Source organism: Rothia sp. HMSC064D08, from assembly GCF_001809525.1.
In the GTDB taxonomy this organism is placed as follows: domain Bacteria; phylum Actinomycetota; class Actinomycetes; order Actinomycetales; family Micrococcaceae; genus Rothia; species Rothia dentocariosa.
This window is the reverse complement of sequence record NZ_KV797899.1, coordinates 62,290-87,299: the sequence shown is the minus strand read 5'-3', so window position 1 is coordinate 87,299 and position 25,010 is coordinate 62,290. Positions and strand designations below refer to the sequence as shown.

Annotated in this window: 21 protein-coding genes and 1 tRNA gene; 7 read left to right on the top strand and 15 right to left on the bottom strand. The window is 54.2% G+C overall.

Features of this window, described 5'->3' with window-relative positions:
• Together HMPREF2625_RS10955 and HMPREF2625_RS05805 are read left to right on the top strand one after the other, a co-directional pair.
• The coding region (locus tag HMPREF2625_RS10955; protein ID WP_210394393.1) for a hypothetical protein at nucleotides 1–196 on the top strand (196 nt) is incomplete at its 5' end.
• Between the two features lie 16 nt (nucleotides 197–212).
• On the top strand, nucleotides 213–1,619 hold the full coding sequence (locus HMPREF2625_RS05805) for a class II fumarate hydratase (RefSeq protein WP_070522853.1): 1,407 nt from the start codon (nucleotides 213–215) through the stop codon (nucleotides 1,617–1,619).
• 145 nt (nucleotides 1,620–1,764) lie between these two features.
• Here the strand turns inward: HMPREF2625_RS05805 and HMPREF2625_RS05800 are convergent, their stop codons facing one another.
• The 7 genes from HMPREF2625_RS05800 to mca form a co-directional block, all read right to left on the bottom strand.
• The gene (locus tag HMPREF2625_RS05800; protein ID WP_070522846.1) at nucleotides 1,765–3,516 is read right to left on the bottom strand and encodes a pyruvate dehydrogenase; all 1,752 of its coding nucleotides are present in this window, start codon (nucleotides 3,514–3,516) and stop codon (nucleotides 1,765–1,767) included.
• Nucleotides 3,517–3,851: 335 nt separating this feature from the next.
• On the bottom strand, nucleotides 3,852–5,831 hold the full coding sequence (locus HMPREF2625_RS05795; protein ID WP_083295631.1) for an S-layer homology domain-containing protein: 1,980 nt from the start codon (nucleotides 5,829–5,831) through the stop codon (nucleotides 3,852–3,854).
• A 552-nt stretch (nucleotides 5,832–6,383) separates the two neighbouring features.
• The gene (locus tag HMPREF2625_RS05790) at nucleotides 6,384–6,905 is read right to left on the bottom strand and encodes an NUDIX hydrolase (protein WP_070522840.1); all 522 of its coding nucleotides are present in this window, start codon (nucleotides 6,903–6,905) and stop codon (nucleotides 6,384–6,386) included.
• Between the two features lie 41 nt (nucleotides 6,906–6,946).
• A complete protein-coding gene (locus tag HMPREF2625_RS05785; protein WP_070522837.1) occupies nucleotides 6,947–7,480 on the bottom strand; it encodes a prepilin peptidase in 534 nt (177 codons plus the stop codon).
• Between the two features lie 6 nt (nucleotides 7,481–7,486).
• Nucleotides 7,487–8,305 carry a polyprenyl diphosphate synthase gene (uppS, locus tag HMPREF2625_RS05780; protein ID WP_070522834.1) on the bottom strand — a complete coding sequence of 273 codons (819 nt, stop codon included), beginning with the start codon at nucleotides 8,303–8,305 and terminating at the stop codon, nucleotides 7,487–7,489.
• On the bottom strand, nucleotides 8,292–8,603 hold the full coding sequence (locus HMPREF2625_RS05775; protein ID WP_238789031.1) for a hypothetical protein: 312 nt from the start codon (nucleotides 8,601–8,603) through the stop codon (nucleotides 8,292–8,294). The genes uppS and HMPREF2625_RS05775 overlap by 14 nt, the downstream gene beginning before the upstream one ends.
• A gap of 216 nt (nucleotides 8,604–8,819) precedes the next feature.
• Entirely contained in the window at nucleotides 8,820–9,782 is a 963-nt protein-coding gene (gene mca, locus HMPREF2625_RS05770) for a mycothiol conjugate amidase Mca (RefSeq protein WP_070522826.1), read from the bottom strand.
• Nucleotides 9,783–9,979: 197 nt separating this feature from the next.
• Here mca and HMPREF2625_RS05765 point away from each other — a divergent pair, with 197 nt between their 5' ends.
• Both HMPREF2625_RS05765 and greA read left to right on the top strand, forming a co-directional pair.
• Nucleotides 9,980–10,441 carry a DUF4307 domain-containing protein gene (locus HMPREF2625_RS05765; RefSeq protein WP_070522822.1) on the top strand — a complete coding sequence of 154 codons (462 nt, stop codon included), beginning with the start codon at nucleotides 9,980–9,982 and terminating at the stop codon, nucleotides 10,439–10,441.
• A 167-nt stretch (nucleotides 10,442–10,608) separates the two neighbouring features.
• Nucleotides 10,609–11,106: a transcription elongation factor GreA gene (greA, locus tag HMPREF2625_RS05760; RefSeq protein ID WP_004006080.1), complete on the top strand. Its 498-nt coding sequence runs from the start codon at nucleotides 10,609–10,611 to the stop codon at nucleotides 11,104–11,106.
• 93 nt (nucleotides 11,107–11,199) lie between these two features.
• On the opposite strand, the gene ilvA is transcribed toward greA, so the two are convergent.
• The 4 genes from ilvA to HMPREF2625_RS05740 all read right to left on the bottom strand — a co-directional run bounded on the left by ilvA (nucleotide 11,200) and on the right by HMPREF2625_RS05740 (nucleotide 16,455).
• Nucleotides 11,200–12,453: a threonine ammonia-lyase gene (gene ilvA / locus HMPREF2625_RS05755; RefSeq protein ID WP_013398582.1), complete on the bottom strand. Its 1,254-nt coding sequence runs from the start codon at nucleotides 12,451–12,453 to the stop codon at nucleotides 11,200–11,202.
• Nucleotides 12,454–12,581: 128 nt separating this feature from the next.
• Nucleotides 12,582–13,928, bottom strand: a complete 1,347-nt coding sequence (locus HMPREF2625_RS05750; protein WP_070522819.1) for an AI-2E family transporter — start codon at nucleotides 13,926–13,928, stop codon at nucleotides 12,582–12,584.
• A 148-nt stretch (nucleotides 13,929–14,076) separates the two neighbouring features.
• Entirely contained in the window at nucleotides 14,077–15,045 is a 969-nt protein-coding gene (locus HMPREF2625_RS05745; RefSeq protein WP_070522817.1) for a Bax inhibitor-1/YccA family protein, read from the bottom strand.
• Between the two features lie 192 nt (nucleotides 15,046–15,237).
• Nucleotides 15,238–16,455, bottom strand: coding sequence for an MFS transporter (locus HMPREF2625_RS05740; protein WP_070522814.1), 1,218 nt, complete (start codon nucleotides 16,453–16,455; stop codon nucleotides 15,238–15,240).
• Nucleotides 16,456–16,556: 101 nt separating this feature from the next.
• Between HMPREF2625_RS05740 and HMPREF2625_RS05735 the strand changes: the two genes are divergently transcribed.
• Nucleotides 16,557–17,165, top strand: a complete 609-nt coding sequence (locus tag HMPREF2625_RS05735; protein WP_070522811.1) for a TetR/AcrR family transcriptional regulator — start codon at nucleotides 16,557–16,559, stop codon at nucleotides 17,163–17,165.
• A 21-nt stretch (nucleotides 17,166–17,186) separates the two neighbouring features.
• Here the strand turns inward: HMPREF2625_RS05735 and HMPREF2625_RS05730 are convergent, their stop codons facing one another.
• Nucleotides 17,187–18,089, bottom strand: a complete 903-nt coding sequence (locus HMPREF2625_RS05730) for a Cof-type HAD-IIB family hydrolase (protein WP_070522809.1) — start codon at nucleotides 18,087–18,089, stop codon at nucleotides 17,187–17,189.
• 227 nt (nucleotides 18,090–18,316) lie between these two features.
• Between HMPREF2625_RS05730 and HMPREF2625_RS05725 the strand changes: the two genes are divergently transcribed.
• Both HMPREF2625_RS05725 and HMPREF2625_RS05720 read left to right on the top strand, forming a co-directional pair.
• A complete protein-coding gene (locus tag HMPREF2625_RS05725; protein ID WP_246826706.1) occupies nucleotides 18,317–19,558 on the top strand; it encodes a GmrSD restriction endonuclease domain-containing protein in 1,242 nt (413 codons plus the stop codon).
• A 233-nt stretch (nucleotides 19,559–19,791) separates the two neighbouring features.
• Nucleotides 19,792–20,214 (top strand): DoxX family protein, encoded by a 423-nt coding sequence (locus HMPREF2625_RS05720; protein WP_070523281.1) that lies wholly within the window; start codon nucleotides 19,792–19,794, stop codon nucleotides 20,212–20,214.
• A 214-nt stretch (nucleotides 20,215–20,428) separates the two neighbouring features.
• Here the strand turns inward: HMPREF2625_RS05720 and HMPREF2625_RS05715 are convergent.
• From HMPREF2625_RS05715 to HMPREF2625_RS05705, 3 genes are all read right to left on the bottom strand, one after another.
• Nucleotides 20,429–20,502, bottom strand: a tRNA-Leu gene (locus tag HMPREF2625_RS05715).
• A 69-nt stretch (nucleotides 20,503–20,571) separates the two neighbouring features.
• On the bottom strand, nucleotides 20,572–21,954 hold the full coding sequence (locus tag HMPREF2625_RS05710) for an NAD(P)/FAD-dependent oxidoreductase (protein ID WP_004006071.1): 1,383 nt from the start codon (nucleotides 21,952–21,954) through the stop codon (nucleotides 20,572–20,574).
• A 453-nt stretch (nucleotides 21,955–22,407) separates the two neighbouring features.
• Entirely contained in the window at nucleotides 22,408–24,999 is a 2,592-nt protein-coding gene (locus HMPREF2625_RS05705; protein ID WP_070522806.1) for a S8 family peptidase, read from the bottom strand.
• Between the last annotated feature and the right edge of the window lie 11 nt (nucleotides 25,000–25,010).

The window sequence follows — 25,010 nt, the reverse complement described above, 5'->3', positions numbered from 1 at the left end:
GAAGGAGGCGGTGGCCACCGCCTCCTTCGTATTATCCACTCGAGAAAACCAACATAACCCCAGAAGCTCCAACAGGCTTTACTTGAGTTCATACGGTGCCGCCACACAACCCCACAGCGTGGTGAGTATCATCATGCACGGTATTCCCCAAATGTTCCGATTTTTACATGAAGGGTATGAAAACCCTCCATTTTGAGCCCTAAACTAGAGTTATGGCTGAAAATATTGAATACCGCATTGAACATGACACCATGGGCGAAGTTCGCGTGCCCGCCAACGCACTCTACCGTGCACAGACCCAGCGCGCGGTCGATAACTTCCCGATTTCGGGGCAGACCCTCGAATCAGCCCATATTCGCGCTCTTGCCCTCGTTAAGAAGGCAGCCGCGACCGCCAATGAGGAACTTCAGGTGCTCGATGCTGAGCGCGCCCAGGCTATCCGCGAGGCGGCGGATCTGGTAGCAACCGGTGAGTACGACGAGCATTTCCCCATTGACGTCTTCCAGACCGGTTCGGGCACCTCGTCGAATATGAACACCAACGAGGTTCTGGCAACTTTGGCAACCCGTTCCCTGGAATCACGGGGCATTGAAGTTCACCCCAATGACCATGTGAACGCCTCCCAATCTTCCAACGATGTTTTCCCCACCTCCGTGCACGTTGCCGTGACCGAGGCACTGGTCAAAGAGCTGATCCCTTCCCTTGAGGTTCTCGCTGCATCGTTAGAAAAGAAGTCCGCAGAGTTCAAGGACGTCGTCAAGTCCGGACGCACCCATCTGATGGATGCAACCCCTATTACCCTGGGGCAGGAATTCTCTGGCTACGCCGCCACTGTGCGTTACGGCATCGAACGTGTGAACGCATCCCTGCCCCGCGTGGCTGAGGTTCCCCTGGGCGGCACCGCCGTGGGCACCGGTATCAATACCCCGGCAGGTTTCTCGGCACGCGTGATTGAGCTGCTTGCTGAAGAAACCGGTCTGCCCCTGACTGAGGCACGTAACCACTTTGAGGCGCAGGCAAACCGCGACGGTCTGGTCGAGGTTTCCGGTCAGCTGCGCACCCTTGCATACGGTCTGATGAAGATCAGCAACGATATTCGTTGGATGGGTTCAGGCCCGAACACCGGTTTAGGCGAGCTGCACATCCCCGATCTGCAGCCCGGCTCGTCCATCATGCCCGGCAAGGTAAACCCGGTGATTTGTGAGGCTACTATTCAGGTTGCGGCACAGGTAATTGGTAATGATGCGGCCATCGCGCTTTCCTCCACCAACGGTGCCTTCGAGCTGAACGTAGGCATTCCAGTGATGGCGGCTAACCTGCTCCAGTCCATCCGCCTGCTCGCCAACGTTTCTCGCGTGGCGGCAGAGAAGATGATCGACGGCCTGAGCGCCAACGTAGAGCGTTGCCGCTTCCTGGCGGAGGCATCTCCCTCGACCGTAACCCCGCTGAATAAGCTCATCGGGTACGAGGCCGCCGCGAAGATCGCCAAGTATTCCGTGGCAAACAAGGTCACCGTGCGCGATGCCGTGGTAGCTTTAGGCTACGTTGAACGCGGCGAGGTCACTGAGGCTCAGCTCGATGAAGCTCTGGACGTCACCAAGATGCTGGGCAATTTCTAAACTGGATAATTTCGCAGCAACATATATGCTCGTTAAAAACTCGGGTGTGGCGATACCTGTCTCAAGGTATCGTCACACCCGATTCTTTAGTACCCTATTTTAGTGCCCTGATTCTAAACACCTATAGGTGGTTTGGCGCATAATCTTAGCTGAACTGCCTCCAGGCAGATACATTACGCAGATTTGACCGAGCCATCGCCACAGCCTCCGCTGCCCCGCGATTTAACGCGATTTTAGAGAGTGAAGTGGCAAACCCAACAATCTGTTTTGCCTCTACCTCTGGCGGCATTGAAAGAGCGTTGGGGTCAGTGATGACCTCGACAAGAGAGGGGCCCTGGTGCGCAAGCGCGGTCTGAAATGCACCTTCCAAATCCTCGGCCTTTTCAACGCGTTGTGCTTGAAAACCTGCGGCAGTCGCAATATCCGCATAATTGACGAGAGGCACATCTACACCGAAGTCTTCAAACCCTTGGACTAGCTGTTCGAGCTTCACCATGCCCAATGTGGAGTTGTTGAAAACCACAATGGTCAGCGGAAGGTTGTACATGGATGCGGTAAGGATATCTCCCAAAAGCATGGACAGTCCACCATCGCCCGAGACCGAAATAACCTGACGTTCGGGCATAGCGACCTGCGCGCCCAGAGCCATCGGCAACGCATTTGCCATGGAGCCATGAAGGAAGGATCCCAGCAGTCGGCGTTTTCCATTAGGGGTAATATATCGCGCGGTCCATACATTGCACATACCGGTGTCGGCAGTGAAAATAGCGTCATCGGCAGCTATCTCGTCCAGCACAGCCGCAGCGAATTCGGGGTGAATCTTTCCCTTGGAAGGATTGCGAGTATAAGCACCAACAACCTTCGTCATAATCTTTTCGTTTTTCTTCAAAAGCTTCTCAAGGAACCTGCGGTCACTCTTACGGTTCACGTGAGGAATAACAGCTTTTAAGGTTGCCGCAACATCTGCTTCTATCAGCAGGTCGGTATTGGTGCGGCGCCCTAAGACTTCACCCGCACGGTCAATCTGGACGGTCTGTACGTTGGGCAAAAACTGGTCATAAGGAAAATCGGTTCCCAAGAGAAGCATCAGGTCAGATTCCTTCATGCCCTCAGCCGCTTCACCATATCCCAAAAGACCGGTCATTCCCACATCAAAGGGATTGTCGTACTGAATGTATTCTTTACCGCGCATCGTGTGGCCTACGGGAGCTGCGGCGAGGTCGGCAAGCTGAACAACCTCGTCATGTGCCCCAGCAACACCGGCACCGGCAAAAATAGCAACCTTTTCAGCGGCGTTAATCCGATCCGCAAGATCACGCACAGTCGCTTCATCAGGGATGATAGTACCGGGACGGTAATCTCCCCAGGCGGGTACGCTATCGACAGCATCCTGAATTGCAATATCTCCGGGAATCGTCACAACAGCTACCCCGCCACGCGCAATGGCGTGGCGCATCCCGGAGTTGATGATGCGTAACGTCTGGTGTCCTGAAACCGCCATCTCGTTGTAAACCGAGCAGTCTTCAAAGATGCGTTCGGGGTGAGTCTCCTGAAAATATCCGGTACCGATCTGCTCGGATGGAATATGAGAGGCAATCGCCAGAACGGGGGCGTGAGAGCGCTGCGCGTCGTAGAGACCGTTGATGAGGTGGGTGTTGCCCGGCCCGCACGAACCAGCACATACAGCAAGTTTGCCAGTCACCTGCGCCTCAGCACTTGCGGCGAATGCAGCAGCTTCTTCATGTCGCACGTGAATCCAGTCGATGCCGCCGTTCTGCGTGCCGCCCGAGGCTCGCACCGCATCCACAATAGGGTTCAGAGAATCCCCCACTACCCCGTAGATACGCTCAACGCCTGCTTCGATGAGCTGAGCAATCATTTGTTCTGCTAAATTCATAGTCGTCTCTTCGTCTCCTCTATACTCTTCAGGTAGAAAACACCTTTAGAAAAGCGTTCCCTAAGCATTAAGCCTATCTCAGCTTCTTATCTAAATACAGGTCTTGCTCTTGAGACTTCCTGGGGATACATGAGTGAGAAAGATACATATGCAGCTGTTCATGAGGAACGGAGAATGGCGGGCATAGTCACGCGCATACTCATAGAATTTCAGACATACGCTCAAAGATGAAAATGGTGGGAGGTTTCTGCCTAGGCAGAAACCTCCCACCATATGGGCTTAACCCGCGCTACACGGGCGGATAGATAAATCTCTATCTCAGAATTTTACTCGGCCTATTTGCCTTGCTCGTACTGATAGATGAGTTCCGAAAAGTCGGCGCGAGTAACGGCACCATCGGGCTGGAACCAGCTTTCAGACCAGAAAACAAGACCCTTCTTCTTCAGCCAGGTACTCTCTCGGTAGAACGGGGAATCAGCCGTCATATCGGCATACAGGGATTGTTCCGGTAGGTTCACGCCAGGTTCCCCAGCGTAACGGTACAAAAACGCAGCCATACTGGCGTGAGATGCAGCCGCCTCGGGGCGGAAATGACCGTCACTCCAACCGAAGCTGATACCACGTTCGCGTGCCCAAATAATCTCCCGGTAGTGCGGGTGTTCTGGGGTAACATCCACATAGGGAGACTCCTGCGGAAGAGTAACCTGAGGGCTTCCCGCCAGGCGATAGAGGGTCACAACTGCCTGTTCGCGGGTTATAGCGTCGTAAGGACGGTAATAGCCGTCCGCGCTATCGACGAGCTGTCGCTGCGAAGCCCAAAGAATCGCATCACGATGTGCGGTACGATCGCGCACATCTTTGAAATCCGATTCGGGCGTAGGTTTCTCACCGGGTGCGGGCTTGGGGTTTGGCGCGGGTTCGGGGCCCGGCTGGGGCTCTGCCGGTTTGGGATTTGGAACCGGCTGATCCGCAGTCGTTAACGGGAGCTTTTGGTGGGCTTCGAAGATAACATCGTCCTTCGGGTCCTTTGGATATACCCCCGTACTAAGCTCGTATACGTGCCCGGTTTTGAGGGTATTCGCGGGAATGGTGAAGGTGGTCTGGAAGGTACCATCGGTAAAGCCATCGTAGAGGTCTTTCTCTTCCACCCGGTAGGTATAATCCACTGGATGGGTGAGAACTGCGCCCGTTGGTTTGCCGGTCTTCGGGTCTATCTCGTTAATAACGAGATTCATGCTCTGACCCTGTATCTCGGCATTGCCAGAGCCATAATATCCAGTACCGGTCACAGTAATCTCGGTATCGACGGTCGGGTTCACGGCGGGAACGCTCACGTTCAGCTGCGGTGCTTTACTCTCCGAGGAAAACTCAACATCCAGGTATTCGGTCAAAGCGTTGTTTGCCAACGTTCCGTCGGGATTGATGACCTGGGTTCCGATGCGGTAGCTGCGGCGTGCATCCAGACCTGCCGGATAGGGAAGCGCAGTTTCAAAGAGGCCGCTCTGCGAGAGCTGCTCGGCAGAAACTTTCACCGATGACACGGTTCTTTCCTGAGTAACAACCTGACCTCTGGGCCAATCACCCTCAATAAGAGAAACCTGCAAGTATCCGCCTTGAGGAATAAACTTTGGGTCATAGCCGGTACCGCGCACCTTCACGGAGTCTTCCACCAACGAGTTAGGCTTACCCTCGACTTCCAGATTGGTGTTCTGGCGTGCGACCAGCACCGGTGCCTGGGTGTTGTATGCTGTGGTGGGCAAGATTTCATATCCTTGCGCCTGCTGCGTTGTCGAGGTCAGGGTACTGGTGACGACATAATCGAGTTCCGGATGGAAATCATTCAGCGGCAGCGGCTGGGTATTCAAATAGACCTCAAAGGTTCCGTCATGAATCTGCGATGCGGGAACATTCACATACCCCAGGTTGTATACGCCGTATTCCGTAGTGAAATATGGGGAATTAGCTGGTGTATCTGAAGGGGTAACTTTGAGGCTGACCTGCTGATCTGCCGCCACACCGTAGAAACCGGTTCCTTTGATTTTGAGCGTCTTCCCGTAGTAGGGGTTGACTTCATCGGGGGTTTCGACCACGAGCTGCGGAGTTGCTTGAGGTTCCTGATCGGCCACAACCTGCGGGGTCACCGTAGCGGTGGATGCAGGGGTTGAAGCACCAGGATCGGTGACAGCTCCCGCTGGGGTCAGCGGAAGCACTAAAGCGCCTGCCACCACGAGGGCACAGGCGCTACGTCCGAGAGCATTTCTGGCTCTTCCGGGCGATTCGTTAGGTGAATTGTTTGTAGGGTAGATAAGAGACATTATTATTCTCCATTTGTATAGATGTGGTTGGGAGTGAGCGAGTTAAATCTCTCAACACTCATATTCACCTTATCAAACCTTTAACTCAAAATACAGGGTTTTCCCATTTAAAAATTTCTTTTGGAACATAATTTAATTCTTATCCCAGCAATGTACACGCTATAAATATTACCCCCTCACACAACCTACTTCACTGATATATCAACGCTAAATACCCATGAAGCAACATATACTTTTCATAAATACGCCACATGTTTATTATCACAATATTATGCACAGGTTTATTTTTTAACGGTGTGTTACATCTGAAAAATACATAGATATTTTCGGTGGTAATCTTCTATAATTTACAGATTTTAGATTTTTACAAGAAACCGAAATTAATGCATAAAACCCCCATTTTTATTTTTCTCAGATATGAACAACGGTAAGTACGAGAAAAATACTCAGATACAACCTTGGGAGTACACACGGTCTTCAACGCATAGCAAACAGGTATTATGCGGGCGCGCGGCTATCGGCTTATGGGTGTATTAGAGGGAGTATTGACGGTTACCGAGAGGATTCAGGTTCATCTTTGGGAGCGTGAGATACATAGTCAAAACGACAATGTCCGTCATAGTTCAGCGCCGCATCAATGCGGTCAAGCATCCGCTCAGAGAGCATAGAACGCTCCTGAGGATCCGTCACATCTACCCATCGCACCTGGGAAGATTCCTCGTCATTCACTTGTGCCTGCCCGGATACCCACCGGCACAAAAACGTGTGATCTAAAAACTGGCAGCGATCCCCGTTGCTAAAGCGCATCGCGGGGTCAGCCTTGACCTGAGCAAGCTCTAGAACTTCAATACGCACGCCAGCCTCCTCATAGGCTTCACGCAAGCAGGTAAGCGCCGGGTTCTCGCCAGGATCGACAATACCCGTCACGGGAGTCCACCGACCGTTATCGCTGCGTTTAACCAGCAGTACCTTGCCATCCTCATCGCGACGAATCACTGCGGTAGCGCCCGAAAGCCATAAATATTCGTGACCAATTTTCTTGCGTAAATTCACGATGTACTCGGGGGTAGGCATCAAAGATCCTTTCGTCGATCGGTGGTTTTGGCCCGAGGCCTTTAGAACGATAGGAATGAGTAGCTTGGCACCAGAACCGCCGCTATCATTCCTATCAGCATAAACGGTCCGAAGGCTATGCGGGTGCGCCGTGTAACGGACCTGCTCAGTACCAAAACCACGGCGCATAATCCGCCCACAACAAAGGTCACCAATGTTGCCCACAACAGGTTAGCCCACGAGAAGTAGCCGATGAGTCCACCCAGCGCGAGAGCAAGTTTCACGTCCCCTCGGCCCAGCGCCCCGAAGGAGAGCATTCTCATCAGGACGTAGAAGGCCCAAAGTACAAGACCACTCCCCCATATACGCAGGATAGTTCCCCACTGTCCGCTCAGGGCGGCAACAACCGGTAAAGCAGTGTGGGTGGCAAACACGAAGGGGAAAACGATGCGGTTCGGTAGCCTGTGTTTCCGCAGATCCCAGCCCCACAGTTTTACCGTGCACCCAGCTGCGTACAGCAGGTAAAGAATCAGCAGAATACCGGCGATCCAGCCGGATACTCCCTGTGTAGAGAGTTTCGAGAGTTCCTGAAGCATGAGTGGCTAAGATCCAAAGCGGCGGGTGCGACCCGCATAATCCCGCAGGGCACGCAAGAAATCTACCCGCGTAAAATCAGGCCAGAGAGCCTGGCAGAAATAGAATTCCGAGTAGGCGCTTTGCCAGGTCAGAAATCCTGAGAGGCGCTGCTCACCAGAGGTACGAATCAGCAGGTCAGGATCGGGCATATCGCGGGTGTACAAGCGACACGAAATATCCTCGACGTTCAGGGTATCTGCCAGATCGCGCATCGAGCGGCCCTGAGCCTCAGCGTCAAGAATAAGTTCACGCACCGCATCCACAATTTCTTGACGTCCGCCATAGCCAACCGCGATATTCACGCGCACCCCAGGCAAGGGCGCGGTCTCTTCTATAACCCGCTCCAGGGTGTTGCGAAGCTCGTGGGGAATAAGGGAAACATTACCAACCGCGTGCACGGGCCCCTGCTGCGCGGTATGCAGCCGCTGCAGAAATTCGTCGATAACGGCAATAAGCCCGGTAAGTTCATCGGCGGGTCGCTTGAGATTTTCGGTTGAGAGCATATACAACGTGACCTGCGGTATGCCCAAGTCGGCGCACCAGCCCAGAAAGTCAATGATGCGCTCGGCTCCTGCCGCGTGCCCCTCACGGGTGCTCAGCCCCCGCTGTGCGGCCCAACGCCGGTTGCCGTCCACCAGCACACCGATGTGTGTAGGAAGCATCTGCGGGGTTAAAGAAGTTGCCATAGAGCGTTCATAGACGCTCGGTTCCGGGGAGGTTCCCGGTTCAGATGGAACCCCATGCACGGTAATAACAGGCAGCGCCAGAGTATCAGCGGGCGTCATGCTGATCGTCCTCGGACTCTGTATCCTGCTGGGCTTGGGCTTGCTCGGCCTCTTGAGCGGCTGCATATTGTGCACGGTACCGCAGACGGCGAGTACGCCGGGTCATGTCGATGCCAAGAATAATGACGAGGAGGGATAGCGCCGCAGTCGCAAAGAAACCGCCAATACCGGGCGAACCTGCAACAGACCCATCGGGGTTGGCGGCTGGGGTGTTATCTGCTGCGAGCGCAACACCGTGAGCGGCAAATGCCACAAGGTCGGGGACTGTGGCGAGCGTATCAAGAATGAGGTGGCTCATGACTATCCTTCTGAACATTCCGGTTTCTAGCGGTAAGCCGGTCATGTGTGATTGTCTAAGTCTTCATTCTACCGCGTGACATCTTGTATATTCCCGCCTGAGGTTCATGTTTCAGCTGGGAATGCGCCAAGAGTTTAGCTATGTTCACAGTACTCAAGGCCCACAAGCCTCTGCATCGCCAAGGGGCACCGCATGATCGCTTACGGAGGCTATAGGCTAGAAAAATATACCGTCACTTAGGGAATGTTCCGGCAGGGTTACCGGCACCCGCGAGTCGATAAGTGTATAGTCTTCCCAAGGCCAAATATGCTTCTGCTCATCGGTAGAGATCGCAAAGAAAATACCTTGCGGATCCACCTGTGAGGAGTGCGATAAAAGCGCCTGATCGCGATGGATAAAGTAGTCACTGCAGAGAATTCGCGTGGTGGTCTCGTGCCTGGTGCCGTCTTGCGCATCATTGAAACGGTGCGCCATATGTTCGATGAAACCTTCAAAGACGCTCTCACCCCGCTGATCGAGCAGGTACTCGTGCAGAGCAACGGTGCGTTCGGGGTTGAAGGCACGATCATAGTAAAGCTTTAGGGGTTTCCAGGGTTCGCCTTCCCCCACGTATGCTTCGGGGTCACCAGCCTTTTCGTAGGCCTCGACGGCAACCTTATGACTCATGATGTGGTCGGGGTGCGGGTATCCTCCCACCTCGTCATAGCTGAGAATAATATGAGGCCTGTACTCGCGTACGAGTCTTACCAACGGTGCGGCGGCCTGTTCGAGAGGCAGTGTACCGAAGCTGCCGAAAGAAAGTGGGGGAAGAGGGTCGCCTTCAGGCAGACCGGAGTCCATGAACCCTATCCATCGATGTTCGATGCCTAAAATCTCAGCAGCACGGGCCATTTCGGTGCGGCGTAATCCGGGCAGGTCACGGTGTGCTCTGGGAGCGTTACGAATTTCTTCGTTGAGGATGTCCCCGCGTTCACCGCCTGTCATGGTGGCAACCATATAGCGGGCGCCGCGGGAGGTATAAGCGGCAGCAGTCGCGGAACCTTTAGAGGATTCGTCGTCCGGGTGAGCGTGGACGGCTAGGATGCGCAGCCCTGCGTATTCCTCATCAAGAGGTTTAAGATCCTGCACTGCAGGATGTTCAGGCAGAATTGCTTTGATTTTTTCTAGCGCGTCGCTCACGTTAATCCTTATGATGACAAAGGGCTTATGCTGTGGGGTTTAAAATGGTAGAGATTAAGACCATCTCCTAAAAGTGTAATCATACAGAAATAGCGCAAGAAAGCCACCCTAAATGAAGCATTATGACGGTGTAAAGTACCGTGGTGCAGACCATTTTCTGTACCGCATCGTCCACTAGACACCACGAGAAGAGAGCTATGACAGATCCTTCACACGCACAGGCGAGCGAAACGGCAGCTGCCGATTCTCATGCCGATACCCTAGCGCAGCGCTACAGCGCTAAACCTGTTCGGCAGCGTGCCCTCTCCACGCGAATGTGGGTGCTTCTTGCTGCCTGTGTTACGGTTGTGGCGGGCGCTTTTATTATGTGGGTGCAGATGGATTCTCAATCCCGCCCAAGTGCACGCGATACTGGGTTTACCCTCATCAGCAATGACGAGGCACAGGGGCGTTTTGAACTCTCTAAAAACCCACAAGACACCGCGGTTTGTTCGCTTAAGGCGCTTAATTCTTCCCGTGTTGCGGTGGGATGGGCCGACGTCGAAATTGGTCCTAACAGCGCCGAGCAGGGCAACACCCGAGTCACACAACACAGCGCGAACCTGCGCATACTCTCGGAGGCAACCACGGTTACCGTGGATTCCTGTCGGCTTAAATAGCCGTATCACACCCACGATTCGGTGAGCGCTCAGCGAAATGATACACGCCCTAACACTCAGATATTTAGGGCATGTGTACTTTCTGCCCTAGAATAGGGTGATACTTTCCAGGGGAGAACCCCCAGACCAACGCGCGGTTTATACCGGAGCATAACCAAAGGAGAAGCATGGCTGAAAGCAACGGCGCATGGCTCACTCAGGACGCATACGATCGGCTGACTCAGGAGCTTGAATATCTCTCAGGTCCGTATCGTCAAGAAATCGTTGACCGCATCGCCGCCGCTCGCGACGAGGGAGACTTGCGTGAGAACGGCGGATACCATGCGGCACGCGATGAGCAGGGTAAAAACGAAGCTCGCATCAACCAGCTTAAGCATCTTCTGGAAAACGCCCAGGTAGGAGACGCCCCCAGCGATGACGGTGTGGTTGCCCTCGGCATGGTTATTGAGGCCGAAGTAGCTTCCCGTTCTATGAAGTTCCTGCTGGGCTCTCGCGAAATTGAGGAGACTCTGCCCGCTAATTCTGATTTGAAGGTCTTCTCGGAAAAGTCTCCGATGGGTGCGGCGATTCTGGGGGCCAAAGAAGGCGATGAAGTCACCTATCTTGCTCCCAACGGCAAGGAATTGACCGCGAAGATTGTTTCAGTCAAGCCTTTCCAGGGCTAGAGTCACGAAGCTTTAAACGCACGGTGGGGTTCGGTTATATGACCGAACCCCACCTTTATATCCTGTGGTTTTATACCAGATGACCTCTCAAAATTAGTACACCACGATGGGTTTGAAGCCTTCTTCCTCCAAGGCCGAGATAACCTGACGGCAGTGTTCCACGCCTTTAGTTTCCATATCGATCGTAATGGAGACATCGCCCATCGACAGAGAACCGCCCACGCGCGTGTGATCCACGCCAGTAACATTCGCGTCATTCTCCGAAATGATGCGCGAGATCGTCGCCAACTCACCCGGACGGTCTGAGAGCATCATCTTAATCGTCATATACCGACCCGCCGCCGAAAGACCACGCTGAATCACCTTCAGCATGAGCATCGGGTCAATATTGCCGCCCGAGAGCACACACACGACAGTTCCCAAATCGCCGTATGTTTCCTTGAGCTTGCCGTTCATGAGCGCCGCCACCGGAACCGATCCGGCAGGTTCAACCACTAGCTTATTGCGTTCCATCAAGAAGATAAGGGCCCGGGCGATATCGTCTTCACTCACCGTCGCTACATCGTCGACAAGCTTCTTGATAATGGAAAACGGCAACTGACCGGGGCGTCCCACCGCAATGCCATCTGCAATCGTCGAGACCTTCTTCAGCGGGACAAGCGCATCCGCAGCCAAGGAAAGCGGATATGCAGCCGCATGCTCAGCCTGCACACCAATAATGCGGATCTTTTTACCCAACTGTTCTTCTTTCGCACGGACCGCCGCCGAAAGACCAGCGAGCAGGCCGCCTCCGCCAACACCCACAATGATGGTATCGACCTCAGGCACCTGTTCCAGGATTTCTAATCCGATCGTTCCCTGACCCGCGATAATATCTTCATTATCGAAGGGATGCACAAACACCGCGCCGGTTTCTTCGGCATAGCGTTTTGCTTCAGCCAGCGCCTCGTCTACGGTCGTACCATGCAGTTCGACCTCGGCACCGTGGTCGCGGGTTGCGGTCACCTTCGGAAGGGCTGCACCTAGAGGCATGTAAATACGCGCCTTGATACCCAGTTTCGCCGCTGCAAGAGCAACACCCTGCGCGTGGTTACCCGCAGATGCGGCCACCACGCCACGCTTCTTTTCTGCATCGCTGAGTTTTGCCATACGCACATAAGCACCACGCACTTTGAAGGAGCCCGCACGCTGCAAATTCTCACATTTGAAGAAAACTTCCGACCCCAGTTTGAGGCTCAGGGCACGAGAATGCGCCACAGGGGTTCGCTCGATAACCCCGTCGAGGAGCGACGCTGCTGTCTCGATATTCTCCAGGGTTACGGGTAGATCGGTTAGGGGTGCGTTCACATCGGATCCGTTCTTTACGCTCTCATCAGCTTCTGCCCTCTATTTTAGGCGATGAAGAAGCCTAATACAGAACAGAAAAGCCCGCGTTGTTCATCTCACGCGGGCTTTTCTGGAGGGAAACTGCACAATTACATATCGGCTTTGGAAGGCGAGACAGTTTTAGTCGCCTGTGCAGAGCTAGTCTCAGGTGTGGTGCCTTCGGAATCGTCTTCACCACGAATCGCTTCCCGGGCCTGCGCAACAACCTTCTGTGCTTTTTCTTCACGCTTTTTTGATTTCTCACGGCGCTCAACCTCATGCGGGAAGAGGAACTCTTCACGGCGCAGCTCCGGGTCATCCTCCCACTGCCGTGCAGCCAAGTAGCGCACAACCGAGTTCACAACGGCGAGCACGGGAACCGCAAATAGTGCACCCGCTGCACCGAAAATCATGGATCCGCCTGCCACCGCAAAAATCACAGCGAGCGGATGCAGCGAGACCGCTTTACCCATGATGAGCGGCTGCAGAATATGCGATTCGAGCTGCTGCACCAACAGCACAATGCCGATCATAATGAGCGCCTGAACCGGCCCCAAAGCTACCAGTGCCAGCAGGACGGCGACCGCCCCAGAAATAAGAGCACCAATAACCGGGATAAAAGACCCTAAGAAAACCAGAACGCCCAGCGGAATCGCCAGCGGAACCCCCAAAATGGCGGCGCCAACACCAATGCCCACAGCGTCAATAGCGGCCACCAAGATCTGCACCCGCACATAAGCGCCCAGGGACTTCCACCCTGCACGGCCCGCGCCGTTCACCGCATCGCGTGCCTGTTTCGGGAAGAGCTTGACGATAAACAGCCAGATGCGCTCTCCCTCCATCAGGAAGAAGACGAGAGTAAAAAGAGTAATAAGCACGCCGGTGGCAAACTCTGCAGCGGTAGAACCAACCTCTGATACGCTCCGCAAAACGGTTGAGGGGTTATTGCTTACCGCCTGTTCTATCTGATTAAGAATCTGGTTAAGCTGATCAGCGCCCAGCTCATACCCCATGCTCTTAAGCCAGTCCACGAGCTGCTGATACCCTTGAATGGCGTTGTTGGTAAGTGAGACAAACCCCCGCACAAGCTGCTGCCCGGTAAGGGCCAGTAAAGCGGCAATTCCTAAAATCATGCCGAGTTCGGCAATAGCGGTCGCACCGCCAGCACGAATACCGTGCTTACGCATAGCGTAGACGGCGGGGCTTAGAAGCGCAGCTAAAAGCGCAGCTACCATCGCCGAAATAATCAGCAGAGAAACCTTCGAAAGCCCCTGCCATACAAGCCACACGGCACCGACCACCACGATCAGACGCCACGACCATGCCGCTGCGGTATTAAGAGCGTAGGGTACGCCGGTACGGGCTAATTTCTGTGCCCGCGCATCCTGTTCGCTCTCCCCTGCCGTTAAGTTTTGATGCGTGCTGCCGGTGTTCTGTCCGGCTACGGATTCGCTCACTCAAATCTCCTGAAAAGTCGGTGCTATAGAAATCGTCTCTCGCCCATGCCGTTGCTGCGGCATATAGTTATTCCGCAAGTCTAGCAGGCTCAAAACAAAGAATCGGCGGCACCCACCGGTTGTGAGTACCGCCGTATCCTCAATGCTGTTAGTCCCTGTTGACCATTTCGTTGATGTACATGAGAATACGCAGAATCTCAATGTACAGCCAGACCAGCGATGCAGTCAGGCCGAATGCCAAACGCCACGACTCGCGCTCGGGAAGACCTGCCTCTACCGCCTCGGCAGTGTTGGTGAAGTCCAGCAGAAGCGAGTAGGTTGCCATAGCAACAGTAAACAGCCCCACAATCAGACCCAACGGAATGCTGGTACCAGGGATGCTCAGGCTGCCCAGAGGCGAACCGAACAGACCCGCACCGAGCCAGGAAACAATGCCGTAGATCAGGTAAGCAAACATGCCGATCATGAAGATCTTGGTCATCTTCGGGGTGGCACGGATCTTACCGTTTGCGAAGAGAGCCAAGGTAAGACCGGCGACAATCACGCTTGCCAGCAAAGCCTGAATAGCGATGCCCGGGTAGCTCTTATTGAGCAGACCGGATATACCACCCAAAAGCAGACCCTCGGACACGGAGTACAGCATAACCAGAGCCGGGGAAACCTTACGCTTAACGGCGTTAACGATACCCAGGATCAGACCTGCGATAAGTCCCACGAACATGAGGTAGGGCAGATACCAGGAAACTGCGGCACCGAGCACCACAAGAGCCAGGTTCAGACCAGTCTTCATGATCACATCGTTCATGGTGAGGCGGTCGCCCTCGGCAACGGGAGCATAGCCGGGCTGTGCATACGGATCGTACTGCGCCTGCTGGTACTGGTCATAGTTCGCCTGCTGCGGCTGAGCATAAGGCTGCTCGTACTGAGCATACTGGTTCGGCTGCGGCTGACCATAACCGTAGGTCTGCTGACCGTACTGCTGCGGTTCACTGGAGTAGTTCGGCTGTGCCTGATACTGACCCTGCGACGAGGAACCACCCGCACCAAAACGCCCGAAACGGGGATCGCCTTGCCTATTTTGCTTGGCGATTGAATTAATAAACGGGTTACCCGCCATCATTCTCTCCTTCGGTGAGATTTACAAAGAGTTTCTCAATATTCTATCGAATTCTGAGAAATTCCGGGGATTATTCCTCTATAAAAGCTCATATTCCAGGGTAATTTTGAGGTGCCATCATGTCTTTTTCACCCTAAGCTGTACTCCCCCACAGTTTAAGACTTCTGCAGGGTCTCAAAATCATGATCCTCCTCAAACTAGCCGGTTGTTGATTCGCGAAGCAGCCGCGAGTGAAAGCAGAGCCAGAATTAGGAAACCCACCAGCAAAAGCATGAGAGTGGTGAATGCTAAGGGTAACGCGCCGATAACAGGCCCCAGGCTTGCTCCCACAAACAGAACAAAGCCGTTAAGCGCCATGCCGCTGGCACGATGCGGTGCCGCCGCATCGCCGTAGAGAGTAATCATCGAGGGAATCGCTAAAGCAACACCCGCAACATAGATAAGGCTGCATATGACGATGCCAGCAAGTACCTGCGCGCACAGTACCCCGCCCAGCAGCCCAAGAATAGATAAAACGTATCCAAGCTGCGCCACGCGAAGTACCCCATATTTTTTTGCATAAGAGCCTGCATAAAGACTTATCAGCATTGCCGGAAAGGCAGCAATACGCACCCAAACAATGCCGGATGCCGCAACGCCTAGGGTTTCAAGATGCCGCCCCAGCCCCGTATACAAGGCTACGAAGACGAGAAGAAGGGTTATATGGGCAAGACCGTACAAGAGGAAAATAGGCTTGATACATAAGGAGCCGAGAGTCACGTATTGTTTCCACAACGATGTCGTTTGTCCAGTGCGGGGGCGCTCAAGCATCGTACACAGAACCAGAGAAACGGTTCCGATAAAGATAAGACCGCACAGCCCGAAGAACCATCGCCAGCCAAGGCTCAGGGCAATAATAGAGGCGAGTACTTGCCCAAAAATTCCAGCCGCCAAGAACGCAGTGGACATTGCACCGATAGCTCGTGCTCGCCCGGCGGGCAGTACAGATTCCGTGAGATACGCTAGGGCGACAGGTGCAAATCCGGCGGCGGTCATACCTTGGCAAGCCCGCAGAATAGAGAGCATACCGAGCGTAGGAGCGAAGGCGCATCCAAAAGTGGCTAGGGTAAGCACGCTCAGGGAGAGAACCACAACCTTTTTTCGTCCGTAACGATCCGAAACCGGTCCCCATATAAGAAATCCCACGGCGTAAGCAAGGCTGAAGCACAGCGACAGGGCGAACGTTGCGTTAACTCGAAAGGCAGACGAGACCGGGGCGAGTAGCGGTATGGAAGCGTATAACTGTGCTAAGACGAACAGTGCCGTGGATACCAGAATTGCTACCGCAGTTCGTGTAGCGGGATATTCTTCGGAGGTTGAGGAGACCGATGTAGTGGTGCTTGTTGTCGTGTTCTCTGCATGGTGATACATGAGTAAACTCCAATCCAACGGAAACGTTGGAATTAACCCTAGTACCATTAAGATATAAATTGCAACCATAACGTTGGAACTGCCGAAAGAGAGTATTACAGATGATGGCTTGGGATACCGAAAACACGAAACAAAAGATCAAAGGGGCGGCTCTCGCCGAATTTACCGCACATGGCCCCGATGGGACGACCGTTGAGCGCATCGCTAAGAGGGCAAAGGTCAATAAGGAGCGTATCTACAACTATTTTGGGAACAAACAAGAACTCTTCAAGGCTATTCTGCACGAAGAACTAGACCAAGTTGCCGAAGTTGTCGGTCTTACGTCGCTTGCCACCGAAGATATTGGTGATTACGCCGGACGCATGTACGACTACCACCGAGACCATCCCGATCTATTGCGTCTGCTGCGCTGGGAATCCCTTACGATTGACGGCGAAGTTCCCCATGAGGAATACCGGCGCGACCACTACACCTTCAAAGCGGATGCGATGCGCGCCGGGCAAGAGGCGGGCGCTGTTACAGACGATATAGACGCCGCCTATCTTGTACTTTTTATTCTCGCTATCGTGGGGTGGTGGTCGGCTATGCCTCAGGTATCTCGCATGCTCTGCGGCGAGCCTACCGAAGAGGAACACCGCAAACGTCGCGCCGCCGTAGTGGAGGCAGCGCGGAGGCTAGGGAACCCACATTGCAAGTCGGATAAGAGCTAAACTCCGCTGTTGGACGGGAACTTACCCGTCTAATTCATCGAGCATGCTCTCTAAAAAGTCGAGCACCGCACCATCATTATGCGAGCCGATCACCCGCTGAGACACAGTCTTGAGCTCGTCTGAAGCGTGGGCCATTGCCACACCGGTACCGGCGAACGAGAGCATCTCAAGATCGTTATCGCTATCGCCAAAGGCTACTATCTGAGTAGGGGTTATCCGCAAACGATCACACAGGTCTTTCAGCCCCGTTGCCTTATTCACACCGGCACGCACCAGGTCGATTGCACCGAAACCACTAACGAGCGGGGTTACCGTCTGCGGCAGGGTACGCCGTAACTGTGCTGTAGCATCCGGTAGATCCCGATGCGTTACTTGCAGAGAAAATTTGATAGGAACACCACGCACCTGCTCGTAAGAGCTGATACGCTCGGTTCCGGGATAAAACATACTGGCAAAAGCGAAGGGATCAATATTCTGCGGCAATGGCTTACCCTGCACCTCAAAATAGTCCCGGATAATGTTCATAACCGTTTTTTCGCGGTTTTCCAGTATAAAGCTGCTCTCTGCCGTACACACAACGATCCCAAGCTGAGGCATACCGTTCAGTATCTCGTACACACGCGGCAGATCCTCGGCAGCAAAATGATGCACCGCAAGTTCCCCGGAATCATCCGCTACATAGGCACCATTTTCTGCGATATAAATAATGTCTCGATGTTCAAAACCATGCATATACTGGCATAATTTCGTGTAGGTATTTCCGCTTGCCACCACAAAATAAATTCCATGCCGAGACAAGCGGGTTAGGATTCTCTCAAAACGCTCAACATCGAACGTCTTATCATCATTCAGGAAAGTACCATCCATGTCTACGGCAACCATACGCACGGGCTTGTTGCTGCGGTTTTCCTGCTGTGTGGGCATTGGGGTTCCTCTAATAATCGGCATGTACAAAGGCTACGTTTATAAACACAAGCTGACTGTACGCGGGAGAGAATATCGTTCTGCTCCGCACATTTCTCCATTCATCTTAGTTTCTTTATATACACAAATCGTGTGACATCACCAAAATTCCCCCTTTACGGGCGTTTTCTTTCTATACTGTGAAAAGCATTCACTCTATGCACACATACAATCTCTAGGAATCATTGATGTTAAAAATACTGTCATCGCACTCTGGCGCGCATGTCTTTTGGCCCTCTGCATCAGGTCAAGGGCATTCCTTGAAACTCGGCACAAGATTTTCCGCAGCTTTTCTAGCCCTAGGACTTGCGCTGAGCGGATGCTCCTCTGAAACTATCACAATTTCTGAGTCAACCGTCTCTGCGCCCAGCACCCCCTCAGCGAACTCGGCAGCTGAACATTCTTCTACTTCTTCACAAAGCGCAGAGGCCTCACAGCAACCCACGGTTTCCGCGCAGGAATCGGAACAAACACCCACCGTGACTGAGGTAGGTGAATCACCTGAAGAGAATAATGCCGATACTTCGACGGCTCATCCGGGTTCCCAAATTCGCCCCGGAACCGTCACTATCGTCAATCCTGATACCAGCTCCGTTGAGCCTCAAGGAACGGCGCCTATAGGATCTGACGAGGCTAGTGAGGCCCTGCGCATCCTCAATACCCTTCCCGTTAAAGGCCGCGCCCCTAAGACCGGGTACTCCCGTGCCCAGTTCGGAGATGCCTGGAGCGATATCGACCATAACGGATGCGATACCCGCAATGACATTCTCAACCGGGATCTCACTGCAAAACAACATAAAAACCCTCGCGGATGCGTGGTGATCTCGGGCATTCTTAACGATCCTTACACCGGGAAGGTCATTAATTTCATGCGTGGGAAAGATACCTCGGAGCAGGTTCAGATCGACCACGTTGTGGCGCTTTCCGATGCCTGGCAGTCCGGCGCTCAGGAGATTTCAGCTCAAGAACGCTTACAACTCGCCAATGATCCCGAAAACCTTCTGGCAGTTGATGGTCCTGCGAATCAGCAGAAAAGCGATTCGGATGCCGCCACCTGGCTGCCAGCAAACGCATCGTTCCGCTGCTCTTATGTGGCACGTCAGATTCGGGTGAAAGCTAAGTACCATCTGTGGGTCAAACCAGCCGAAAAAGAGGCTATGATCAACGTTCTTACACCCTGCACAGGAGCCGCAGAGGCACCCGCTCCGAAGCCTGCGCCTGATACCCCTGCTCCTGCAGTCCCGGCGGATGCGCCTGCTCCTGTGCCCCAGGTGGATGCACTTCCCGCACAGAACCCCGCCCCGGCTTTGGCATTTCAAACCTGCGCTGATGCCCGTGCTGCGGGATATCGTAATATGCACCGCGGTGCACCGGGATATTCCGAGCATCTTGATCGTGACGGTGACGGCATAGCATGCGAAGCACGCTAAGTCTCTGAACGTTACCTCCGTTTGCACTCCCCTACAGATACATATACCCCCGCCCCAACAAGCAGTCAGGGCGGGGGTTTACTGTCACAATTCTTCATCTTGAGGCCCATATAGACTCTTTAAGAGTGCAGCATCACGCCGAACCTGTGTTTAAGCTGTGTAGAACCTATGTAAAAAAGATTTATAGATGTTTACCTTTGCTTGATAAAACTTTACCTGACAACCTTGTAGTCATGAAGAATGAAATAACTAAATCTGTTGGCACCCTAATTTTCCGCGTAGCGCTGGGCTTCACCTTTGTCATGCACGGTTTCCAGAAGGCATTCCTGATCGGTCCCGCAGCAGAAGGTGCAGCGTTCGCCAAAATGGGTATTCCTGCACCCGAGCTTTCGGCGTACTTTACCATTGGTGCCGAGCTTATTGGCGGAGCTCTCTTGATCCTTGGTTTAGGAACTCGTTTTGCGGCCGCCGCCATCGCAATCGCTATGGCAGGTGCTTTTATTTTTGTTCACATCAACGACCCCTTCATCACCGATCAGAAGACCGGCGCAGGCTTCGAGTACGTTTTCGTCTTGGGCATGGCAGCTATCATGTTCATTCTGACCGGTGGAGGCAGGTACTCACTAGATTCGTTCTTCAGTCGCAATAAGGCTTAACCGCCTGAGCATTCTTCCAGAACGTATCTATCACTCATCCGTCTACCCACCCGGAAGGCACCGTCACGATGACGGTGCCTTCTTTATATACCGTGGCTTCTCCCCTACCCAGCGATCCCATGATTCTCATAAGGTAGAGATACGCTCGCCCCAAGGCATACAAATAGCCCGTCGCATCCAAATGTTTTATCGGATGCGACGGGCTATTATAGCGTGCCCCCAGTGGGACTCGAACCCACACTGGACGGATTTTAAGTCCGCTGCCTCTGCCAATTGGGCTATAGGGGCAAAGTCTAAACCCGCAAGACCATTACTAAGAATAGCATTAGTTTGCGGGTTTCGACGCTATTAGGCTCGTTAGAGCTTTGCCTTAGTCTTCGCCGGTGCCGTTCCGGTGGCCTCTTGGAAAGCGAGACGCGGGGAACGTTGGTGGCGAATTGTCGTGGTGTCACGGCCAAAGAGCTGGTTGAGTGCCCAGGTCGTCATAACGCGCACAGTACGCTCGGTCGTGGGAATTGCAGAACCGTGGTAGCCGCGGTGCATAATCCACGCGAGCGGACCTGCAAAGGTCTTACCTTTGAAGTTTGCAACACCCTTCCACAGACCTAGACCGGCAACCACACCGATGGTCTCATGGTAGTAGTCGGTCAGAGGCTCGCCGCGGCGTGATGCCAGAATATTCTTGGCGAGAACCAAAGCCTGACGAGATGCGTGCTGTGCGTTTGGTACGCAGAAGCCGCCAACGCCGCCTCCGGAAAGATCGGGAACGGCAGCGTTATCGCCAGCCGCCCAAGCGCCTTCAACCACACCATTATCGCCAGCTACACGCAAATCTGCGTTCACGCGAACGCGACCGCGTTCGTCGATCGGGAAGTCAGTGTTCTTGAGCATCGGCGATGCAGCAACACCAGCAGTCCAAATGAGCGTATCGGTATCCATCTCACCAGCGGGCGACTTATCTGTCATGTTGATGAGCTGCAGGTGACCGTCGGTAGCGTCCGAGAGGGAGGTATTGAGCAGAACCTCAATGCCGCGAGCGCGAAGCTCAGCCACAACCTTCTCGGCACGGTCTTCTGGAACCTCTGGCATGATGCGCGGTGCAGCTTCGATCATCACGAAGCGCAGGTCGGATACGCTCAAACGGTCGTTACGATTAACAGCTTCGCGAGCCATGTCTTCCAGTTCGGAGATGGTCTCAACACCGGCGAAACCGCCGCCTACGACGACGACGGTCAGGGCGCGGCGGCGAGCATCGGGGTCATCCAGTACGGAGGCAACCTCAATACGTTCCAGCACCCAGTTACGCACGGAGACGGCTTCTTCGACAGTCTTCATGCCGATAGCAACTTCGGCAAGACCGGGGATTGGGAACGCACGGGTCACGGCACCAGCGCCGAGAATGATCTCATCATATTTCAGATCGAAGGGTTCGCCATTGTCGATGGGTTCAACCGTAGCGGTACGCTCTGCATGATTCACGGAGACAACATGCCCGGGAATCAACTCGGTATCGCGCAGGTGCTGGCGGAGCGGAACGGTAGCGTTACGGCCTTCCATCGAACCCGCAGCGACTTCGGGCAGGAACGGCTGGTAAGTCATATAGGGGTTGGGCTCTACGATGGTTACCACGCCACCGGTCTGTTTGATAGCCTTCTGGATTTTCTTGGCGACGGTAAAGCCTACGTAGCCACCACCGACAATAAGAATACGGGGACGATCCTGTGCCTTATGAAACGACATATATTGCTACTTCCTAGATTTTGTTTACCCGCTGCGCTTTAGCGCGCGAGCACTCAATGATACGTTCACATGCGCTTCCCAGGGTGCAGGATACATGGACATGTGAACGAACAGAAACTCTTAAGCTTTCTCCGTAAGCCCCGATGTTCGGTGCCGCAAACGCGAAAACACTATTTTTCCTGCATGTTATATACCACTATTTTACGCGTTTATCCCGAGGAAAACACATTTATGTAGGCATACGAAGTAAGGAAAACCGCCCTTGGATGATAACGTTTCGCGTTTATGCGCCGAGGTTTTGCCCCGCCAGTAGGGTTGCGTTCCGCATCATGTAGCGCGTCCTTAGGGTGTTTTAAACCTTTGCTCTACCCACAGACCAGGTGTTAGGAGTCACGAAGTTTTCTTCCATATTTTTATCGGAGTTGTTTATTAACTGCGTGCTTTTCACCACCACTATGAGGAGCTAGGGTTCTGTGACTCAGGTTCGTGAGCCGATGAAGGCTCTGGAACGCCGGATTCCGGCGCGGCGGGTATTGAGGAACGCCCCGAAGCAGCGCCCTGTGGACGAAGGCGCGACGAGTTAGCCGTCTTCTTGCGCGGCGTGCGAGTATTATGTTTCTTCTGGGCGGAAGCGACCTTTCGCGGCGCTGATGCTGGGCGACCGTTCTGCCCCGTAGGATTCTGTACGGATGCTGAACTCGCTGCCTCGTCAGGAACATCTGGAACACCTGTTTCCGGAACTTGGCGCTTAATCCCGGAAATATGAGGCAGACGAGGTTTCCGATGCGGAGGTAACGGACCCCTACTTAAACGGTGGGCTCGATGCTGTGCCGTACCGTTCTTCTGAGCGGACCGGTGCGAAGCTTTCCCGATCATATCTGCCGATACCTGTGACGCTTCAGGATCGGAGGATTCCTGCCCTACGGTCGAGTCCTTAACCGGCTCGGCGGCGGGACTCTGCGGGGTGCGAGATACGCCCTCGCTCTGAGCTACAGTCTGAGCCAGGGCAGGTTTTTCTGATTCCTGAGGTTCAGGTGCGACGGGTTTTTGTTCGGGTGTACTCCCCTGATCTGCCGGTTGAGTCGCTTTCGCGGGTGCGGCAGGAGTCTGCGCTACCGTATTGTGCTGGTCGGTCTGCTGAGACTCTGCCGGTTTCTGCGTCTGAGGTAATGGTTGTCCTGTAGCCACCGTTGACTGTTCAGCCACGCTTGATGCTGATGCCACAGGTTGTACTGCGCCGACGTTCTGTGCCGAGTCAACATTGTGCTCCGTTGTGCCAACGTTCTGCACGATGGCAGGAGGCTGCGTGGGCACGGCACTCTGCTCGGTACCCGCTGCGGCTGCGCTCTTTTGACCCGTAGGTGCATCCTGTTGTTTATCTAGGTTCTGATCCGCCGCGGGGTGGGGATCGAGGGTGGAGGGCGCCGACGGCATCGCGACTGCGGCGTCTGGTGCCGGGGAGGGAATAGAGACAGGTGCAACCTGTGTTTGTGCCTGCGCAGCAGTCTCAGGTTCGGGGCTCTGGGGCGCGCTGGCAGCGGGCGACTGAATAACGGGAGCGACCGGAGCAGGAGCATCCGGAACAGCAACCGAAGCTGCGGAGGGCTTGGAATGTGAAGCTTGCTTTGGCTCACCGCGCCCGTGCAGATGAGGATGCGGCACTACATCGCGCACATTAACGTGCAAGCGATGCAGACGACGAACGCTGCGTACCGTGAGCAGCCCCAAAATGACAAAGAGAGCCCCCACGATGATAAACGGCAAAAATCCGCGATCCTCAACCGGGCGGCTGGGCTCTGGGATCTTCGCCTTAACGATAGTCTCGCCTTCTTCATGCACCGGAGTGGCCGAAGCATCGGCGGGAGTTGGCGCAGGCACCTCTTGACGGCGGTGCACTGCAATCCATGCCTTCAGCGACCCTAGCGGATTCTCCGTAGCATCCTGCGGGGTTGAAGGGTCCAGAGCCATCAGCGGATTTATGATGCCAAACCCATACACCGGGTCACGCCCGGCAGCGCCAGTGTCGTCGGCGCTTTCAGTAATACGCTGAATAATCTGAGCCGCACTCAGATTGGGGTACTTAGACTTAATCAACGCCGCAAGACCGGAAACCAGCGGAGCGGATGCCGAAGACCCCGACCATATCATGTACTTATTCCCCGGTGCGGCAGCAATCATATCGTTGCTCGGTGCCGTCACGCCAATAGAAATACCCTGAGTCGAAGAGCCCTTGGAAGCCTCACGCTGACGGTCCACGCCGCCAACTGTCAGAACCCCCGGAATAGTCGCCGGGGCACCCACCTGGGTAATACCGCTGCCACGGTTACCGGCGGATGCTACGACGACCACGCCCTTCTCTTCGGCGTAGGCAAAAGCATCGTCCCAGCTCTTGGGCCAGGTCGTCTTATTCGAGCCGATAGAAAGATTGATTACCTGCGCGCCATGATCTACCGCATAACGCACGGCGGCGGGAATCTGCTCATCAATACTTTTCTCAGCATTTGAGACCATGTTAAGGGAGATAGGCAGAATCTTGGCATCCGGCGCCACGCCGATAACGCCCGCAGGTTTACCAGGCTGACCGGCAATCTTAGGAATACCGGAAACATTATGACCGTGGCCGGCAATCAGGGATGCAACTTCGGTGCCGTGCATGGGTTCTACGCCCAGCCCCTGCCAACCGTTAGGAGAGCCCTCGCCAGAAGCGTCATAACCCTCCAGCACGTTATCTACGAGATCCGGGTGGGTACCGTCGACGCCGGTGTCAATGACGGCAACCGTCACGCCCGATCCCGTCGATTGTTTCCACGCATCCACAATCCTGTAGTCGGTAAGCCAATATTCGTGCTGACGAACGTCGTCCTTACCTAGAACGGCGGCTTCAGCGGGAGTGAGCGTTATAGGGGTTGGTGAGGCCGTCGGAGCGGCAGATGCAGGAGCTCCGGACAGGGCTAAACCGGTCGCGAGCGCCCCGCATCCGAGAAGCGCTACGACCCGACGTATGCTTGTGCGCGTCATCATGACGATGTGGTTGGAACGCGTCATACCTGTGTACC

Excerpts from the sequence above, each read along its gene's own strand:
- HMPREF2625_RS05805 (WP_070522853.1), top strand. The coding sequence starts at position 213 with ATGGCTGAAAATATTGAATACCGCATTGAACATGACACCATGGGCGAA.
- HMPREF2625_RS05800 (WP_070522846.1), bottom strand. The coding sequence starts at position 3,516 with ATGAATTTAGCAGAACAAATGATTGCTCAGCTCATCGAAGCAGGCGTT.
- HMPREF2625_RS05795 (WP_083295631.1), bottom strand. The coding sequence starts at position 5,831 with ATGTCTCTTATCTACCCTACAAACAATTCACCTAACGAATCGCCCGGA.
- HMPREF2625_RS05790 (WP_070522840.1), bottom strand. The coding sequence starts at position 6,905 with ATGCCTACCCCCGAGTACATCGTGAATTTACGCAAGAAAATTGGTCAC.
- HMPREF2625_RS05785 (WP_070522837.1), bottom strand. The coding sequence starts at position 7,480 with ATGCTTCAGGAACTCTCGAAACTCTCTACACAGGGAGTATCCGGCTGG.
- uppS (WP_070522834.1), bottom strand. The coding sequence starts at position 8,305 with ATGACGCCCGCTGATACTCTGGCGCTGCCTGTTATTACCGTGCATGGG.
- HMPREF2625_RS05775 (WP_238789031.1), bottom strand. The coding sequence starts at position 8,603 with ATGAGCCACCTCATTCTTGATACGCTCGCCACAGTCCCCGACCTTGTG.
- HMPREF2625_RS05765 (WP_070522822.1), top strand. The coding sequence starts at position 9,980 with ATGACAGATCCTTCACACGCACAGGCGAGCGAAACGGCAGCTGCCGAT.
- greA (WP_004006080.1), top strand. The coding sequence starts at position 10,609 with ATGGCTGAAAGCAACGGCGCATGGCTCACTCAGGACGCATACGATCGG.
- HMPREF2625_RS05745 (WP_070522817.1), bottom strand. The coding sequence starts at position 15,045 with ATGGCGGGTAACCCGTTTATTAATTCAATCGCCAAGCAAAATAGGCAA.
- HMPREF2625_RS05740 (WP_070522814.1), bottom strand. The coding sequence starts at position 16,455 with ATGTATCACCATGCAGAGAACACGACAACAAGCACCACTACATCGGTC.
- HMPREF2625_RS05735 (WP_070522811.1), top strand. The coding sequence starts at position 16,557 with ATGATGGCTTGGGATACCGAAAACACGAAACAAAAGATCAAAGGGGCG.
- HMPREF2625_RS05730 (WP_070522809.1), bottom strand. The coding sequence starts at position 18,089 with ATGCCCACACAGCAGGAAAACCGCAGCAACAAGCCCGTGCGTATGGTT.
- HMPREF2625_RS05725 (WP_246826706.1), top strand. The coding sequence starts at position 18,317 with ATGTTAAAAATACTGTCATCGCACTCTGGCGCGCATGTCTTTTGGCCC.
- HMPREF2625_RS05720 (WP_070523281.1), top strand. The coding sequence starts at position 19,792 with ATGAAGAATGAAATAACTAAATCTGTTGGCACCCTAATTTTCCGCGTA.
- HMPREF2625_RS05710 (WP_004006071.1), bottom strand. The coding sequence starts at position 21,954 with ATGTCGTTTCATAAGGCACAGGATCGTCCCCGTATTCTTATTGTCGGT.
- HMPREF2625_RS05705 (WP_070522806.1), bottom strand. The coding sequence starts at position 24,999 with ATGACGCGTTCCAACCACATCGTCATGATGACGCGCACAAGCATACGT.